Origin of the sequence: Larkinella sp. VNQ87, from assembly GCF_049445795.1 — a bacterium.
Lineage (GTDB): Bacteria > Bacteroidota > Bacteroidia > Cytophagales > Spirosomataceae > Larkinella.
Map to the genome: position 1 here is coordinate 19,915 of NZ_JBMSDT010000017.1, position 16,960 is coordinate 36,874.

Annotated in this window: 13 protein-coding genes and 1 pseudogene; 10 read left to right on the forward strand and 4 right to left on the reverse strand. The window is 54.8% G+C overall.

What is annotated here, in order from left to right; translation table 11 throughout:
* Positions 1–83: 83 nt before the first annotated feature.
* Both ACO2Q8_RS25250 and ACO2Q8_RS25255 read right to left on the reverse strand, forming a co-directional pair.
* Positions 84–1,451: a sensor histidine kinase gene (locus ACO2Q8_RS25250; RefSeq protein ID WP_423347665.1), complete on the reverse strand. Its 1,368-nt coding sequence runs from the start codon at positions 1,449–1,451 to the stop codon at positions 84–86.
* Positions 1,452–1,454: 3 nt separating this feature from the next.
* Positions 1,455–2,141 carry a response regulator transcription factor gene (locus ACO2Q8_RS25255; RefSeq protein ID WP_423347666.1) on the reverse strand — a complete coding sequence of 229 codons (687 nt, stop codon included), beginning with the start codon at positions 2,139–2,141 and terminating at the stop codon, positions 1,455–1,457.
* A 264-nt stretch (positions 2,142–2,405) separates the two neighbouring features.
* Here ACO2Q8_RS25255 and yiaA point away from each other — a divergent pair, with 264 nt between their 5' ends.
* Positions 2,406–2,813 (forward strand): inner membrane protein YiaA, encoded by a 408-nt coding sequence (gene yiaA / locus ACO2Q8_RS25260; protein WP_423347667.1) that lies wholly within the window; start codon positions 2,406–2,408, stop codon positions 2,811–2,813.
* Between the two features lie 4 nt (positions 2,814–2,817).
* On the opposite strand, the gene ACO2Q8_RS25265 is transcribed toward yiaA, so the two are convergent.
* Together ACO2Q8_RS25265 and ACO2Q8_RS25270 are read right to left on the reverse strand one after the other, a co-directional pair.
* Positions 2,818–3,780 (reverse strand): sugar phosphate isomerase/epimerase family protein, encoded by a 963-nt coding sequence (locus ACO2Q8_RS25265; protein ID WP_423347668.1) that lies wholly within the window; start codon positions 3,778–3,780, stop codon positions 2,818–2,820.
* Between the two features lie 47 nt (positions 3,781–3,827).
* Entirely contained in the window at positions 3,828–4,421 is a 594-nt protein-coding gene (locus tag ACO2Q8_RS25270) for a hypothetical protein (RefSeq protein ID WP_423347669.1), read from the reverse strand.
* 157 nt (positions 4,422–4,578) lie between these two features.
* Between ACO2Q8_RS25270 and ACO2Q8_RS25275 the strand changes: the two genes are divergently transcribed.
* The 9 genes and pseudogenes from ACO2Q8_RS25275 (at position 4,579) to ACO2Q8_RS25315 (ending at position 16,933) form a co-directional block, all read left to right on the forward strand.
* On the forward strand, positions 4,579–5,568 hold the full coding sequence (locus tag ACO2Q8_RS25275; RefSeq protein WP_423347670.1) for an alpha/beta hydrolase: 990 nt from the start codon (positions 4,579–4,581) through the stop codon (positions 5,566–5,568).
* 71 nt (positions 5,569–5,639) lie between these two features.
* Positions 5,640–6,977 (forward strand): PQQ-dependent sugar dehydrogenase, encoded by a 1,338-nt coding sequence (locus ACO2Q8_RS25280; RefSeq protein ID WP_423347671.1) that lies wholly within the window; start codon positions 5,640–5,642, stop codon positions 6,975–6,977.
* A 37-nt stretch (positions 6,978–7,014) separates the two neighbouring features.
* Positions 7,015–7,392 (forward strand): glyoxalase superfamily protein, encoded by a 378-nt coding sequence (locus tag ACO2Q8_RS25285; RefSeq protein ID WP_423347672.1) that lies wholly within the window; start codon positions 7,015–7,017, stop codon positions 7,390–7,392.
* Positions 7,393–7,432: 40 nt separating this feature from the next.
* Positions 7,433–8,365 (forward strand): aldo/keto reductase, encoded by a 933-nt coding sequence (locus tag ACO2Q8_RS25290; protein WP_423347673.1) that lies wholly within the window; start codon positions 7,433–7,435, stop codon positions 8,363–8,365.
* Between the two features lie 253 nt (positions 8,366–8,618).
* The gene (locus ACO2Q8_RS25295; protein ID WP_423347674.1) at positions 8,619–8,957 is read left to right on the forward strand and encodes a PadR family transcriptional regulator; all 339 of its coding nucleotides are present in this window, start codon (positions 8,619–8,621) and stop codon (positions 8,955–8,957) included.
* A gap of 114 nt (positions 8,958–9,071) precedes the next feature.
* Positions 9,072–11,152, forward strand: a pseudogene (locus ACO2Q8_RS25300) (ABC transporter permease); the annotation flags it as partial.
* A 174-nt stretch (positions 11,153–11,326) separates the two neighbouring features.
* Positions 11,327–11,710 (forward strand): ABC transporter permease, encoded by a 384-nt coding sequence (locus ACO2Q8_RS25305; protein ID WP_423347783.1) that lies wholly within the window; start codon positions 11,327–11,329, stop codon positions 11,708–11,710.
* Between the two features lie 314 nt (positions 11,711–12,024).
* Positions 12,025–13,215 carry a S8 family peptidase gene (locus tag ACO2Q8_RS25310; protein WP_423347675.1) on the forward strand — a complete coding sequence of 397 codons (1,191 nt, stop codon included), beginning with the start codon at positions 12,025–12,027 and terminating at the stop codon, positions 13,213–13,215.
* A gap of 553 nt (positions 13,216–13,768) precedes the next feature.
* Positions 13,769–16,933, forward strand: a complete 3,165-nt coding sequence (locus tag ACO2Q8_RS25315; protein WP_423347676.1) for a SusC/RagA family TonB-linked outer membrane protein — start codon at positions 13,769–13,771, stop codon at positions 16,931–16,933.
* The last annotated feature ends 27 nt before the right edge of the window (positions 16,934–16,960 follow it).

Consider the following 16,960-nt stretch of genomic DNA (forward strand, 5'->3'; position numbering starts at 1 on the left):
GGTGCCTTAAAAGCGAATTAGAAATACGTTACACACGCGTTAGAAAAAAATTAGAAGCAGGTCCCCTGTCAGGGAAAAAGTCCCTACAAGTGATTAAGATGAACCACAAATTGACTGCCTTCGCCCAACCGGCTCTCCACCGAAATCCGCCCCTGGTGCAGTTCGATGATTCGTTGGCAGATCGATAAACCAATGCCAAACCCTTCATACCCAACGGCATTAGCCGCACGATGAAAGGGTTCAAAGATCAACTCGGTTTCTTCCGGGGCCAGGCCAATTCCCTGGTCACGGACGCTCACCCAGCATGAGCGGTCGTCGGTGCCAATCCGGACGTGCGCCGTGTGATCCGCCGAATACTTACAGGCATTGTCCATCAGGTTCAGGATCACCCGTTTCAGCAGTTCTTCATTCCCCGAAACCGTCGTTTCTGTTTCGGATTGGGGCAGGTTGTCATAGTCGAATTCGACGCGGTACTGGGGTTTGGCACTCAGTAATTCGTCGCGGGCCAGCAACACGACTTCTTCCATCTGAACGGGGGCCAGGGGCATCTGGCTGATGTTTTCCAGCGTCCGCGCCAGAAACAGTAAACTGTTGGTAAGGCCAATCAACCGGTCAGTATCCGACAGCAGATTACTCAGAATATCCTCGTATTCAGCCGCATCCAGCCGCCGACGCAGCCCCAGTTGAAGTTCGGATTTGAGTGAAGCCAAGGGCGTCCGGAGTTCGTGCGAAGCGTGGGAAACAAAACTCCGCTGCTGCTCAAAGGCCTGTTCGAGCCGCCCCAGCACCGCATTGAAGTTCACCGCCAGTTGATCGATTTCATCCCGGCGGTCGCCCTCATCCAGTCGTTGGCGGAGGTTCCGGGCGGTGATGGTCGAGATCTGCGTATTGATTTCATCGATAGGGCGCAGCGACTGACCGGCGAAGAAAATCCCAAGTCCAATGGTCAGGCCAATGCCGCCGGCCAGCCCCCAGATCAGCGTAAACCGCAGGTTTTTCTGTTTATTCCGTCCTACCCGGTCGTAGGCCGACGCCAAAATGACCAAGTTGCGCCCGCCTTCTTCATAAGCAATTCCCACCAGTTGGTTTTCGTCACTCCAGGTTTCCACTTCCTTCTGCTGCCGAACTTCGTCGAGCAAACTGCGCTGATAATGAATGATCTGGTCGTCGACACTGGCGTAAATCAGGCGGTTTTGCTCGTCAAACACCAGCACTTTTTCGTCATAAAGCGCCGTGAGCGTGTTGCGGTCGATGATTTTCAGCAGATTCTGATCGACTTCATTGACCTGGATCAAAAACCGGGCGGTCGTGCGGGCTTTCTTCTTCAGCCGTTCGTAAAAATCTTCCCGACTAAACGTCGCCGTAGTAAAATAAATAATAAGCGAAAACGTGAGCAGAATCGAAGCCACAATCAGCGAAAACTGGAGCGCGATCCGGTTTCTGATTTTCATCGACTAGTCCACTTTTAAGATGTAACCCATCCCGGCCCGGGTATGTATCAGCTTGGGGTCAAAATCCCGGTCGACTTTCTTCCGTAAGTAATTGATATACACCTCGACCACGTTCGTTCCCGGATCGAAATTCAGGCTCCAGACCTTCTCGGCCAGGTCCATTTTGGACACGACGCGCCCCCGGTTTCTGGCCAGATACTCCAGCAGGGCGAACTCCCGGGCCGTCAGATCAATGGGGATGTTATCCCGCCTGACCTGTTTGGTCGAGATATTGATTTCCAGATTGGCAATCCGCAACACTTCGTCAGTTGCTTGGTTGCCCAGCAGTTCCAGCCGCCGGAAACAGGCTGCAATCCGGGCGTTCAACTCCCTGAAATCGAATGGCTTCACCAGGTAATCATCAGCTCCGCGTTGCAGTCCTTCCACTTTATCCTCGATTTCGCCCAGCGCCGTCAACATGATGATGGGCAGATGCGGTTTTTCAGCCCGAACATTCCGGCAGATTTCGTAGCCGTTCAGGCCGGGCAGGTTGATGTCCAGAATCAGTAGGTCGAACGATTCGCGCAGAGCCAGGTCCCGGCCGTTGTAGCCTTCGTAAGCCACTTCGGTCCGGTAACCTTCCTCGGTCAGGCCCCGGCTGATGTTCTGGGCAATCCGGCGGTCATCTTCCACGATCAGGATACTTTTCATACGTTTTCAACGGTTACGGTAATAACGTCGCAAATACCGCAGCCGGTTCTAGGCGTGGCTAATTCTAAGGGTATTCTAATCCTGTCTCTGTTCATTCCTGACCAGTTTTGGTCACGGTATTCTGCGCCTAATCTCACCTGTTGCTTCCCCAAAACTACTAACTGTGGCTCCAAAACCGCCCGGTAAAAGTTATGGCTGGCGGCCCGCTTTGCACGGACTTACCTTTGTTTCCAACTTCACATTACTTAACAACAGCAAATAACCATGAATCAGAAACCCTCAGCCGCTTTTATCGGTGCTTCCTGGCTGGCCCTCGGTGCCGGTATGTTTGGCTACATCATCGGCCTTTGGCGTGCCACCATGCAATTGAATGAAAAAGGCTTTTATTTTACCGTTTTGATGTTCGGTCTTTTTTCGGTCGTATCGCTTCAGAAGAGCGTCCGCGACCGGCTGGAAGGCTTACCGGTGACGGATCTTTACTACGGACTGGCCTGGTTTTCAACCCTTCTGGCGATAACCCTGCTCACGATCGGGCTTTGGAATGCGACGCTGCTGCCGAGTGAAAAAGGCTTTTACGCCTTTGCCTTCCTGCTGGGGCTGTTCGGGGCCGTAGCCGTTCAGAAAAACACCCGCGACAGCCAGGATGCCCGGCAGGATGCCCGGCGCAGCTAATTAATTAACCGACCAATCCGGCGGTTTTCAGCATCCCGCGCAGGGTTTGCAAGTCGGTTTGTATGGCCTGGTATACTTTCTCGCGGGGAATGGTCAGTTCTCGTTTGCCCTGATCAGCGCCCCCGAGCGGGTATTCCAGGTGCAGCGAAATCGGTACGCGAACATTCAATTGTTTTAGCAGAGCAAAATAGGCCGGGAAATCGACCATACCCTGTCCAAGCGGCACGCTGACAGCTTTCCATTTGCCATTCACTTTTTCCCAAATTACATCCTTGATGGCAAGAAACCGGATGTGGGGAGCGATCATCCGCAGGCCCGTCGACCAGGACGTGCCGCCCTCGACGGTTCCGTGCCGGATGTCGTACTGAGCGCCCAGGGCCGGATTGTTCAGGTCAGCCAAAACCGATGCCAGGTCCCAGACCGCCGAGCCGAAGTTGGTTCCCGCGTGGTTCTGGTACCCTCCCGCCAGGTTCAGTTGCTGATTTAGCGTCGCCAGCTCATGCAGTTGTTGTCGGTATTGTTTAAGCGTCGCCGGAATGGGTTGATTGGCCGGATACGGTAGCCAGCCGGTGCGGTAATACCGGATGCCCTGCCGACTGGCAGTTTCCAGCACCGACCGACTCACCGGATCATCGGCTTTCGTGACGGCCGTGGTCATCATAACCGCACCGAGTTTTTTTTTCTTCAGCGCTTCAACCGCACTCGGCAGGTCTTCCCGAACCCGTGCCGGTTCCACATGGCCGTCGGGCCGAACCGTCAGATCGACGCCGTCGAAACCGAGGTCGGCAGCCGTTGCGGCCAACTCGTTGTAATTCAGGAAATGCAGGTGTTTGGAGAAAATATGTACACTGAACGGCGCAGCGTCGGCAGCAGGCTGCCGATTGGCCTTCGTTTCGGCTACCGATCCCATCAAACCGGTAGCGAGCAGGCCCTTTAACAAATCACGTCGTGGAAGTTGAGGAGGCATAGTGATGCAGCGTTGACCTATGCCGGGAAGCACGTTTTCTGGACGATCTACTCACCGCCCGCCGGTGAAGTTCCGGCCGCCAGTTTGGCTTTTACTTTCTCGACCAACTCAACGGATACATCCCCCAGCGCAGCAATTTCTTCCACAGTAAATTGGTTCAGCTTCAACAGGTTGGTAATAAATTTGACCTGTGCTATTTCCTCGCCTATCATGTAGAGAGCGTCCCTTTCCACACTCACAAAGTTGCTTAGATCGTCCATTGTGAATTCTTTTAGTTTTTTCTCCAAGTTACGCAACTGCGCCAGAACGCGCAATTGATTATAGTAACGTTTTAATTGAAAATCTCCCTCAGTCGTTTGCTTGACTCGCTCGACGATCTCCTCCAGAACGGTTTCGAGCTTCTCTTCTTTGAAATCACCCAGCACGCTGAGCAACACTTCTTCGGGCCGGTCCGAGTTCAGGAAAATCCGGTAATCCAACGTATGAAACGCGACCAGCCGAAACCGGTATTGCATCCAGTCGCTTTGGTACTGCACGGCCATGCGCGGCATCCCGGTTCCCAGAAAGAAAACATACTGCTGAACTGGTAACTGATACTTTCGGGCCAGCATGATGTAGTACTGATTTGCCTGTTTCCCCATGCCACCCCTTAGCGCTTTCTGCTTGGACGTTAAAAACCGCTTCGGGTCACGGAACGCAAAAAATCGCGGGTTTGTACGTACCTTTAAGCCCATTGATGGCACCGGAAAAACCGCTTTTCGTACCACCTTCGGCTTGTTTTACTAACTCATTACCGTTATGCGCATTCTGCGTCGCGTCGGGCTGGTGTTGCTCGGCTTGTTTGTGCTGCTGAACATTGTGCTGGCATTTCATGCCGCCCGGTTTACGTATTTTTATGACAATCCGGACAAAATGCCCTCCCGCAAACCCGAAAGCTACTCGACCGGCGAGAAGCTGGAAGCGGCTTTTTTCGGCATGAAACTGAAGAAATCGGTCGTCAACGATGCGCCGAAAATGCCGTACGAAACCGTGCGACTAACCAACGAACTCGGCCAACGGCTGGAAGGCTGGTACGTTCGAGCCGACAATCCGAAAGGAACCGTGATCCTCTGCCACGGCCATGCATCGAACAAATCAAAGGTGCTTTGTGAAAATGATTTTTTTCACCAACTGGGCTACAATACCCTGCTGTTTGATTTCCGGGCGCACGGCAACAGCCAGGGCAACATCTGCACCATCGGCTACCGCGAAACCAACGATCTGAAAGCCGCCTACGACTTTGTCAGCCGGGGCAACGAGAAAAACATCATCCTCTGGGGCGTATCGATGGGAGCCGCGACGATTCTGAAAGCCATTCCTGAACACGATCTGAAACCCAGTCAGGTCATTCTGGAATGCCCGTTTGCCTCGCTGTACGACGCCGTGCAGGGGCGTCTGCGGTCGCTGCACATTCCGGCGCACCCGGCTTCCGAACTGCTGCTGCTCTGGGGCGGTATGGAACGCAGCATGAGTGGCTACAGCTACCGGCCGTCGGATTATGCCAAAAAGCTGACGATGCCGGTTCTGCTGAACTGGGGAGCGAAAGACCCTCGGGTGCTGCGCCCCGAAACCGATGCCATCTTCGCCAACCTGGGAACCTCGCGCAAACAACTGGTCATCTACGAAAACTCGGGACACCAACCGTATTGTACCAACGAAAACACCAAATGGCAGGCTGCCATAAGCGATTTTCTGCAAGCCAGCCCCAGACCCGCACCCCAACAGCCCACTGCCCAGGCTCTACCCTAACTGGTTGCCAATCCACAAACAAACGGCTTACTCAATCGGTTGACATTGGACGTTCACTAATCCACTCAACGATGAAAAAACCGTTTGTTCTTTTCGCCTACTCCCTGCTGTTGACGGCGCTGCTGTCGGCCTGCGGTCAATCGAATAAATCCGAAACCTCCGAATCAGCCGAAACCGCCACTACTGAACAGGCCGAAGCTCCCGCAGCGCCGGATTTGCCGCCCCCTTCCGAATCGTCCACGCATTTTAGCAACGTGGTTGGCTGGAAAGACGGTGAAACGCCCAAAGCCCCCGCCGGTTTTGTGGTGACGGAATACGCCCGCGATCTGGAAAATCCGCGCCAGGCTTATGTGTTGCCCAACGGCGATGTGCTGGTTGTCGAATCGCAGACTGAGCGCAAAGGTGTGGTCAAAAAAGTAGAATCGGCGGTCAGCGGCCGGGCCAAATCTGAAAATACCGGCAAAAGCGCCAACCGCATCACGCTCTTGCGCGACGCCAACAACGACGGCAAGCCCGAACTGCGCGAAGTGTTTCTGGAAAACCTGAATCAACCATTCGGAATGGTGCTGGTGGGCAACACGTTTTACGTGGCCAATACCGATGGCGTGCTGACGTTTCCGTACCAAACCGGTCAGACGAAAATTACGGCCGCCGGCAAAGCCATCCGGCCCTTACCGGCGGGTGGTTACAACAACCACTGGACTCGCAACCTGATTGCCAACGCCGACGGCTCAAAGATCTACATTTCGGTGGGATCGGGCAGCAACGTCGGCGAAAACGGCATGGAGCACGAAGTTCGCCGGGCCTGTATTCTGGAAATGAACCCCGATGGTTCGGGCGAGCGCATCTACGCCAGCGGCCTTCGTAACCCGGTCGGCATGGACTGGGCACCCGGCACCAACACGCTCTGGACGGCCGTCAACGAACGCGACGAACTGGGCGATGACCTGGTCCCGGATTACATCACGGGCGTCAAAGAAGACGGTTTTTACGGCTGGCCGTACGCGTATTTCGGTCCGACCGAAGATCCGCGCTGGAAAGGCAAGCAACCCGATATGAGCCTGGTAACCAAAACGATTGCTCCCGATGTAGCATTGGGCGCTCATACCGCTTCGCTCGGGCTGACCTTTTACGACAAAGAGGCTTTCCCGGAAAAATACCGCAACGGTGCATTCATCGGTCAGCGCGGTTCCTGGAATCGTTCGGCTTTTTCCGGGTACAAAGTAGTTTTTGTACCGTTCCAAAACGGAAAGCCGAGCGGCAAACCGGAAGATTTCCTGACGGGCTTCATCATCGATGACAAGGATGTACACGGTAGGCCGGTGGGTGTGACGGTGTTGCCCGACGGTGCGTTGCTGGTGGCCGACGATGCCGGAAACCGGCTTTGGCGGGTCAGCGCAAACCGTTAACTTCACGGGGCACGGCAACACCCCGTGCCCCTTTCTGATGTCCCAGGCTATTATTCCGATCTTCCGCATTTTTGACTACGAAAAAGCCGTTACGTTTTACGTCGACTGGCTTGGCTTCAGCATCGCCTGGGAACACCGATTTGAGGAAAACGCCCCCGTTTATCTGGAAATAACAAAAGGTGATTTACGGCTGCATCTGTCGGAACACCACGGCGACGCAACACCCGGCAGCAAGGTGCTGATCGAATACCCCAATTTGAAGAAGTTTCATGAAGAATTGACGGCCAAACAGTACAAATACATGCGCCCCGGACTGGAAGAAGCCTTCTGGGGCGCCTGGACAGTGAACATGATCGACCCGTTTGGAAACCGACTGGAGTTTTTTGAACGCAAACCGGCCGACGTAGCTTCCTGATGGCACTTCTTTAATCATTTAAAACCGCATTATTTTGCCGATGAAATCAGTAAACCTAACGCGCCGGGAAGCGCTGCGATTTTTGAGCGCTTCGGCCGCAACACTGGCAACGGGCCCCGCACCCGGTTTTCCGGCATTAACGCAGACGACTATGCTCAACCGAGCCATTCCGTCCAGCCGCGAAAAACTGCCGGTTGTCGGCATCGGCACCTGGCAAACCTTCGATGTAGCAACTACCGCTGAGCAGGAACCTCTCCGGCAAGCCCTGAAAGCGGTTCATCAGGCCGGTGGCAAGCTGATCGATTCGTCACCGATGTACGGACGGTCGGAGGAAGTGGTCGGCACGCTCACGGCCGCATCCGGCATTCAGAACGCGTTTTTTTACGCGACGAAAGTCTGGACGCGGGGCCGCGAAGCCGGGGTTCGGCAGATGGAGGAGTCGATGCGAAAAATGAAACGATCGACGATGGACCTCATGCAAATTCATAACCTGGTCGACTGGAAAACGCAGCTCGAAACGCTGAAAGCCTGGAAAACCGCCGGAAAAATCCGGTACATCGGCATCACGCACTATACTGATTCCATGCACGACGACCTGGTTGAGATCATCACCAAAGTTCCCATCGACTTTGTGCAGTTCAACTATTCGATTCTGTCGCGCAATGCCGAAAAAAGGCTGCTGCCTGTGGCCCAGGACAAGGGTGTTGCCACGATCATCAACCAGCCGTTTGCCGAAGGTCGGTTATTTTCACTCGTTAAAGGCAAGGAACTACCGGCCTGGGCGAAAGAAAACGACATCAACAGTTGGGCGCAATTCTTCCTGAAGTTCCTCATCGCTCACCCGGCCGTCACCTGCGTCATTCCGGGCACCAGCAATCCGCGCCATGCCGCCGACAACATGCTAGCCGGTCACGGTCGACAGCCGGATGCCACCCTGCGCGAGAAGATGGCTGCCCTGATCCGCAATCTGTAACGTACCCACGGACTTTAGTCATTGTGAGCCAGCATACCCGTTGAGTTGGTACTAACTACTGGATCATAGAAGATCACACGGACTAAAGTCCGTGGGTACAGCAGGCGTGTCCAGCGCCGGACAGAATCTGTACGATTTCGGACAGGCGGTTTTCCCAGTAATCCTTCAAAATAGCCGGCAAAAGCCTTTTTCGGGCTTTGGCACTTTATTTGTTTTGCAAAATTACAACTAATTGATTCCAGCCGACAGCCCTATGCGCCGAGCCTTTCTTGGAGAGTTTGAAGAAATCGTTTTACTGGTGGTAGCGGCCTGCGCCAACGAAGCCTATGGCGTCACGATCTGGGAAGACGTGCAGCAGCAAACCGGCCGGAGCATCACGATGAGCGCCGTGCATGCCACCCTGTACCGGCTGGAAGAAAAAGGCTTCCTGTCGTCGCAAATGGGCGGAGCCACCGCCGAACGCGGGGGCCGACGCAAGCGGTTTTTTGCCCTGACCACCGCCGGAGTCCGGGCACTGCACGACATTCAGGAAGTCCGTAGCCGACTCTGGCAAGCCATTCCGCCGGGAAAATATCAGTTGATCGGTGAGTGAAATAATGAAAAATGAACATCGAATATCGAACACTGAATAACGAATATCGATCAAAGCAGGCGAAGCTACTTCATTATTCGCTATTCGATATTCACCATTCGTTATTTCAATCTTATGAAAACCGCCGAAACGTCGGATTGTCCACCCCGCTGGGCGGATCGTTTGCTGGAATGGTTCTTGGCTCCGCACCTGCTTGAAGATGTGCAGGGGATCTGCATGAGGTCTTTTACAGGCAGGTGGATGAACTCGGCCTGGCGAAAGCCCGGCGGCAGTTTGTCTGGGCGGTTTTGAATTACCTCAATCCATTCTTTTTCAAGCGAAAAACCGAAGAATTCCCAAAACCAACAAATACTGTTATGATCCGTAATTATTTCAAGATTGCCTGGCGGAACCTGGCCCGTAACAAAGCCTATACGTTCCTGAACAGTTCGGGGCTGACGCTCGGGATGACCTGCGGAATTCTGATTTTCACGCTGATCAATTACCACCTGAGTTTCGACACCTTTCATCCGAATGCCGACCGGGTTTACCGCTTCGTCACCGAACAGCACCGCGAAACCGTCAGCTATGTTGCCAGCGTGCCGAGTCCGTTCGGCAAGGTATTTCGGGACGATTACACCTTTGGCGAAAAAGTCGCCCGGATTGCGACGTTCGACGGGGTACTGTTGACCGTTCAGGACGGCCGGGAGATTCGGAAGTTCAGGGAAGACGAAGGCGTTGCTTTTACCGAAACCGACTATTTCGATATTTTCAGGTATCCGATGATCGCTGGCAACGCCCAAACTGCCTTACAGGAACCCAATACGGCGATTCTGACGGAACGCATGGCCCGTAAACTATTCGGCAACGCCCGCCCGATCAACCAAACCGTTCGGCTGGATAACAAGGTCGATTTCCGAATTACCGGCATTCTGAAAGACCTTCCGGTCAACACCGACCAGAAAACCGAGATTTTCGTGTCGTACAACACCCTGAAACAATACGACGAGTGGATGGCGAGCGACGATGCCTGGGGTGGCATGAACAGCGCCATGCAGTGTTTCGTGCGATTGAAACCGGGCATCTCACCCGCACAGGTTGAAGCAGTTTTACCGGCTTACGTCAAAAAATACCGTCCGACCAGCAAAAACGTACATCACTATAAGCTCCAGCCGCTGGCCGATTTCCATTTCAACCCGCGCTATGGTGGAGCGGTCAGCCAAACGAATCTGTGGGTGCTGGGCTTCATCGGTCTGTTTCTGATCGGGACGGCCTGCATCAACTTCATCAACCTGGCAACGGCCCAGGCCCTGAACCGATCGAAAGAAGTGGGCGTGCGGAAAGTGCTGGGCAGTCATCGGGGGCCGCTTTTCTGGCAGTTCATCACCGAAACCGGCTTGATCACCAGCCTGGCCGTGGGGCTGGCCGGAGTCTCGGCCTGGCTGCTGCTACCGTTTGCCAACGACTGGTTCAAGGTTCAGCTTGTCCTTAATCCGCTAGCCGACTGGAAACTGGCGTTGTTTCTTCCTCTGCTCGCTTTGGTGGTTACTTTCCTGGCCGGTTCTTATCCGGGGCTGATTCTGGCGGGTTTCCAGCCGGTGGTCGCCCTGAAAGGAAAGCTGTCGGCCCAAACCATCGGCGGTTTCAATACCCGGCGGACGTTGATCGTCGGACAATTTGCCCTTTCCCAGGTGCTGATTATTGGCATGATCGTGATTACCGATCAGATGCGGTATGCGACCCGGGCCGACCTGGGCTTCGCCAAAGAAGCCGTGGTGATGCTGCCGGTCGCGTCGGAATCCAGTCCTATGAAAATGAAAACCGTTCAACGTCAGTTGGCGGCCATTCCGGGCGTCAAAACCGTATCCGTCTGTCAGGCGGCCCCGGCCTCGAACTACAACGTCTGGAACACCTCCCCCCGCTACGACAACCGAACGGAAGAAGAACCGTTTAGCGTCAGTGTCAAAGCGGCCGACGAGCAGTACCTCCCGCTGTTTGAGCTGAAACTGGTGGCTGGCCGCAATCTGTATCCGTCCGACACGGCCCGGGAGTTTATCGTCAACGAAACCTTCGCCCGAAAACTTGGTCTGAAATCGCCACTGGATGTATTGGGGAAAACCCTGAGTCTGAACAAAGGGCGAAACACCGGCCCCATTGTCGGCCTAGTGGCCGATTTCCACGACCGCTCGTTTCATGAGTCGATCAATGCGGTATGCCTGATGTCAGCCAGTGACCGGTACAACAATTACGCGGTCAAGATTGATTTAAAAACCGTTACCCCCACCCTGGCGGCTCTCGAAACAACCTGGAGCGAACGGCATACCGACCAGCTTTTCGAATACCAGTTTCTGGATGAACACATTGCCAATTTTTACCAATCCGAAGAGCTGATGCTCAAGCTGATCCGGTCCTTTGCCGCCATCGCCATCTTCATCGGCTGCCTCGGTCTCTATGGGTTGGTATCGTTCATGGCCGCCCAGAAAACCCGGGAAATCGGCATCCGGAAAGTGCTGGGGAGCAGCACCGGGCAGATTCTTTGGATCTTCGGCAAAGAGTTCGCGCGCCTGATTCTGTTGGCGTTCATCGTGGCGGCACCCATTGGGTATTTCCTCATGACCACCTGGCTGCAGAACTTCACCTTTCGGGTTGGAATCGGACCTGGTGTTTTCTTCCCGGCAGTCGCGGGAACCCTGCTGGTGGCGCTGGTGACGGTCGGTTTCCGGTCCGTTAAAGCGGCTTTGATGAATCCAGTCAAGGCTTTGCGTTCCGAATGAATGCAGGGGGCATAGGGTAGAGGGGTAAAGGATTGGCTCACGGCTTTTTACTCTCTGCCCTATGCCCTCTACCCCCTGCCCTCTACCCCGTGCCCTATGCCCTATGCCAATTTTGCATAAACTACGCAGTGCCGAAATCAAGTACTACTACGCTGTTTTTTAAGCTGTTACAGCCTTACCTTTGACAAGGCACCAGCGACCCGCCGATCGACCCCGCTGGTCGACACCCAGCCGCCTGTGAATTTTCTGCGAGGGAATCAACTCCTGCAAACAGCGTAGTAGTACATATCGTTTTCCTGCTAAATCCCTTTCCCATGAAACAAAAACACATCATTTTACGCACGACGCAAACTGCCACCCGTGACCCGTTTCTGGGTGCCCTCGCCCAGGCCCGGCCGACCGAAGCTGTGGCCGCCGGGCTGACCGTTGAAATTGATGAAATCGACCGTCGCCGGATTCCGACCCTGACACGCGATGCCGGTATTCTGGCGGTGGCTCCGGCCATTCCGATGCGGTTGGTCGAACCCGTCAGCCGGAAGAATGTCGCCAAACCTTCGGCGGCCACCGTAGCCTGGGGCATCACCGCCGTCGGAGCAGATACCTCCCCGTTCACTGGCGAAGGCGTGGTGGTGGCGGTTTTGGATACCGGCATCGATGCCGCACACCCGGCTTTCGCGGGCGTTCAGTTGATCGAGCAGGATTTTACGGGCGAGGGCAACGGGGACCAGAACGGCCACGGAACGCACTGCGCCGGAACTATTTTCGGCCGAATCAGCAACAACACCCGGATCGGCGTGGCTCCCGGTGTGCAAAAAGCCCTGATCGGGAAGGTATTGGGTGAAAACGGGGGCGGCTCCAGCGACCAGATTGTCAGTGCCATTCAATGGGCCGGTCAAAACGGCGCAAACATCATTTCAATGTCGCTGGGCATGGACTTCCCCGGATTTGTGAAACAACTGATCGACCAGGGTTTTCCGGCGGAACTGGCCACGTCATATGCCCTGGAAGGCTACCGGGCCAATGTGCAGCTCTTCGAGCGGCTCGCGGCCCTCGTCAGGATTCAGGGTTCGTTTTCGCAGGCTACCGTCATCATCGCAGCCGCCGGGAATGAAAGCCAGCGCAACGTCGACCCGGATTTCGAAATTTCGGTCAGTCCGCCCGCCGTTTCGGAAGGCATCATTTCGGTGGCCGCCCTAGGCGAAAGCGCTCAGGGCCTGACGGTGGCCCCCTTCTCGAATACCGGTGCCAACGTTTCCGGGCCGGGCGTTAAAATCCTGTCGGCACGGCCGGGGGGCGGTTTTGTCCAGATGAGCGGTACCAGCATGGCGACACCCCACGTAGCGGGCGTGGCGGCTTTGTGGGCCGAAAAAATTTCGAAAACCGGTTTGCTTACGCCCCTCACGCTCACCGCCCGGCTGATTGGCTCGGGAACGGAAACCAGCTTGAAACCCGGTTTTGACCCGGCGGATATCGGCGCGGGACTGGTGCGGGCTCCGCAAGCCTGAGCAACCATTCCAGGAAGCCGTTGCTGGGGCATTCGCTCCGGCAACGGCTTTTTTATGGGTAACAGTTCCGGACTAGTCCGTTCCCGTACACAACAGGGAACGACAAAACGACTCAGCAGAAGTCCTCATGCTTCTCAATAAAAATTTCCTAAAACCGTTATAAAATATATCAGCATAATCATATAAAAATTTATAGTAGAAATACCCCTGCATACAGCTTTTAGCAGTATATAATAAACCCAGTCTGAGTTTCGGTGTGTACTGTGCTGACGACTGACCGGGATGACAAGCCCTAAAACCTGAGAACCATTCATGAAACGACAACTTCGAATACCAGTCGAGTACGATTAAACTTCCTTAGAATCAGATCAAGCCGCCAAGTTTCTGATTGCACGGCGCTGAGCGTAGCCTGACTGCTGCGACCCGCGTACCGGACTACGCATGTGGTCGCGGCCGGGTGTACTTTTCCGTTTTTTAATCCTTTTCAAACCTGTTATCCCGGATTAGGACTGATTCGGGCCTGTTGAGTGCATACCTATTTCACCCTTATTGTATGAAAAATAACCTTGAATATGCCGGTTGGCGATCAACCGGTCTGAAAATTTCGTGCCTGTTTTTAGCCTTGAGTACCCCGGTACTGGCTGATTTCAAGACACCGGGCAAACCGTCACGAAGCGTTACCGCACCGGCTTTTCTGGAAGAACCGGTTTCGGGAAAAATAACCGACGAAAAAGGTGAGACGCTGCCGGGCGTGAGCATCTTGATTAAAGGCACCACGCGCGGCACCACCACCGATCAGAACGGCCAGTTCAGACTGATGGTGCCCGACGGCAAGGCCGTGCTGGTGGTCAGTTTTGTGGGGTATACGAGCCAGGAGATTCCGGTCAATAACCGGTCGACCATTGATGTTCAATTGGCGGTCGATAACAAAAGTCTGGAGGAAGTGGTAGTTGTCGGTTATGGTGTTCAGAAGAAGGTTAACCTGACCGGTGCGGTGTCGATGGTGGAGTCGAAAGCCCTTGAAAACCGCCCTTCCAGTAACCTGGCAACCGGTCTTCAGGGCGTGACGCCGGGCTTGATCATCACGCGTCAGAACGGACAGCCAGGCCGCGAAAACATTGCGATCCAAATCCGGGGTGCCACTTCGGCCAACGGGAACGTCAACCCACTGGTGTTGCTTGATGGGGTGAGCGTACCCATCAGCACCATGCAAACCATGAACCCCAACGATGTCGAAAGCATCAGCGTGCTGAAAGACGCTGCCGCTGCGGCCATCTACGGAGCGCAGGCAGCCGGGGGCGTTATCCTGATTACGACCAAGAAAGGAAAAGCCGGGAAAGTGACGTTCGACTACCTGGCCCAACAGGGCGTCGACTGGGGCATCAACATTCCGGGGCGGATGTCGTTGCTGGAAGAAGCCGAATTTTCCAACCTGGCCCGCCGGAATTCGGGGAGTGCCCCGGAGTATACCGACTTTGAGATGGAGAACATCCGCAACGGCGTACCCTACAGCATCAACCCAGCCGACACCAGCAACTACCTGTATTACAACCAGGAACCGATTGCCAACAGTGTGCTGCGGAAATACACGTCCATGTCGACCCACAACCTGACGGCTCGGGGAGGAACGGAAAAACTGAACTTCCTGATTTCGGGCGGCTATTACAACAAGCAGGGTGTTTTCAAAGTGGGACCGGACAATTACAAACGGTACAACCTGCGGATCAACCTGGGTTCACAACTGACCCAGCACCTTTCGCTCGACACCCGGCTTTCGTACTCGAACGAGCGGACCAAAAGCCCGTCAGCCGATGCCAACAACAGCGGTTTGATGTACCAGGTGTACCGGTTTCGCACCCGAAACCCGATGTTTACGCCAGAAGGCCGGTATAACTCCGCCAACGGCACCTACGCGAGTCTGGCCGAAGGCGGTTACAACAACTACAACCGCAACTTCTTCGATGGCGTCTTTACATTGACGGCAGCCAACTTTGTAAAGGGACTACAACTGCGGGCCGTGGCCGGAACGCAATACCGCCTGGGCGACCGAAACATCTTTAACCGCACCGTTCCGCTTTGGGCTAAATCAAAAGTGGCCGGTTACGTCAACCAGATCAATTCGTATGAGATTCAGAACGAGTTGACCAAGAATACGAACCTGCAGTTCCTGGCGAACTACGATTTCAAAGTAGGCTCTAACCACAACTTCGGTCTTTTTGCCGGCTACCAGTGGGAGAATTACCGGGAAGATAACCTTTGGTCACGTGCCACCAACTTGGTCAGCAACGACCTGCCGACGCTCAACCTGGGTGACGACAAAACCAAAAGCAACGGGCAAACGATCTACACCTACGCATTCCAGTCGGTTTTCGGCCGTTTTAATTACAACTACGCCGATAAATACCTGTTTGAAGCGACCTTCCGGCTGGACGAAAGTTCAAAACTGGCTCCGGGTCTGCGGCAGAAATTCTTTCCGGCGGCTTCAGTCGGCTGGAATGTTCACCGCGAATCGTGGTTTGGCGATGCTGTACCCTTCGTATCCGAGCTGAAAGTGCGCGGGTCGTGGGGACGCCTGGGCGGTGCGTTGGGAAGCGCCATCGGCTACTACGATTACCTCAGCCAACTCAGCCGGGGCAACAACCTCGTGCTGGGCGATTCGCGAACCTCGTACATTTACCAGGGTTCGATTCCGTCGGCTAACCTGTCCTGGGAAACCATCGAGACGACCAACGGCGGTCTGGATCTCGGTTTCTTCCAGAACCGCCTGCAATTCAGTGGCGACTATTACGTGAAGTTTAACCGCAACATGCTAACGGCCCAGCAACTGCCGGGCACGATTGGCATCGGGACGCCCCGCAAAAATACCGGCGAACTGAAATCCTGGGGTTGGGAAACCGAACTGCGTTACCGCGACCGCATCGGCAAAGACTTTACGTACTCGCTGGCCGTCAACCTGTCGGACAACAATAACCGGCTAATCAGCTTCTCCAACCGCAACGTGGTATCCGCCGGAACCAATGGCCTGATCGAAGGTTATCCGCTGAATACAATCTGGGGTTACGAAACCGCCGGGTATTTTGCCACTGCCGACGAGGTGAAAAACTGGGCTTTTCAGGACAACCGCGCCGGAGCGGGTGACGTGAAGTACGTCGACCAGAACGGCGACAAGCGGTTGAGTGTGGGCAAAGGAACCGTGGCCGACCACGGCGACCTGGTGCTGCTCGGCACCACCAACCCGCGCTACCTGTTCGGAGTGACGCTGGGCGCGCAGTGGAAAGGCTTCGACTTTACGGCCTTCATCCAGGGTGTTGGCAAACGCAGTTATCGCTCACAGGCCCAATCGATTGCTCCGTTGCTGGTCACCTGGAAACAGCCGCTGGCCATCCACCGTGACTACTGGACGCCCGAAAACCCGGATGCCTTGTTCCCCCGGCCCTATACCGGCAGCGATCATAACTACGTAGCTTCGGATAAATGGACGCTCAACGCGAGCTATGCGCGCCTAAAGAACCTGCAAATCGGGTACACACTACCCGCAACGCTGACCCAGAAGCTCAACATTTCGCGCGCCCGGTTTTTCTTCTCCGGCCAGGATATCCTGACGATATCGGGGCTGGGGCCGTTCCAGGGTTACTTTGATCCCGAAACCCGCGACGGGGTTGAAAACGACTATCCGTTCTTCGCAACGGCGTCGCTGGGTCTGAATGTCTCGTTCTAATCGCGTCCAACTGCTTTTGATTTAAAC

What these genes read in the sequence shown, in the direction of transcription:
- yiaA (WP_423347667.1), top strand. Translation starts at nt 2,406, where the DNA reads ATGAATCAGAAACCCTCAGCCGCTTTTATCGGTGCTTCCTGGCTGGCC.
- ACO2Q8_RS25315 (WP_423347676.1), top strand. Translation starts at nt 13,769, where the DNA reads ATGAAAAATAACCTTGAATATGCCGGTTGGCGATCAACCGGTCTGAAA.
- ACO2Q8_RS25265 (WP_423347668.1), bottom strand. Translation starts at nt 3,780, where the DNA reads ATGCCTCCTCAACTTCCACGACGTGATTTGTTAAAGGGCCTGCTCGCT.
- ACO2Q8_RS25280 (WP_423347671.1), top strand. Translation starts at nt 5,640, where the DNA reads ATGAAAAAACCGTTTGTTCTTTTCGCCTACTCCCTGCTGTTGACGGCG.
- ACO2Q8_RS25310 (WP_423347675.1), top strand. Translation starts at nt 12,025, where the DNA reads ATGAAACAAAAACACATCATTTTACGCACGACGCAAACTGCCACCCGT.
- ACO2Q8_RS25305 (WP_423347783.1), top strand. Translation starts at nt 11,327, where the DNA reads ATGCTCAAGCTGATCCGGTCCTTTGCCGCCATCGCCATCTTCATCGGC.
- ACO2Q8_RS25285 (WP_423347672.1), top strand. Translation starts at nt 7,015, where the DNA reads ATGTCCCAGGCTATTATTCCGATCTTCCGCATTTTTGACTACGAAAAA.
- ACO2Q8_RS25275 (WP_423347670.1), top strand. Translation starts at nt 4,579, where the DNA reads ATGCGCATTCTGCGTCGCGTCGGGCTGGTGTTGCTCGGCTTGTTTGTG.
- ACO2Q8_RS25295 (WP_423347674.1), top strand. Translation starts at nt 8,619, where the DNA reads ATGCGCCGAGCCTTTCTTGGAGAGTTTGAAGAAATCGTTTTACTGGTG.
- ACO2Q8_RS25255 (WP_423347666.1), bottom strand. Translation starts at nt 2,141, where the DNA reads ATGAAAAGTATCCTGATCGTGGAAGATGACCGCCGGATTGCCCAGAAC.
- ACO2Q8_RS25270 (WP_423347669.1), bottom strand. Translation starts at nt 4,421, where the DNA reads ATGGGGAAACAGGCAAATCAGTACTACATCATGCTGGCCCGAAAGTAT.
- ACO2Q8_RS25290 (WP_423347673.1), top strand. Translation starts at nt 7,433, where the DNA reads ATGAAATCAGTAAACCTAACGCGCCGGGAAGCGCTGCGATTTTTGAGC.
- ACO2Q8_RS25250 (WP_423347665.1), bottom strand. Translation starts at nt 1,451, where the DNA reads ATGAAAATCAGAAACCGGATCGCGCTCCAGTTTTCGCTGATTGTGGCT.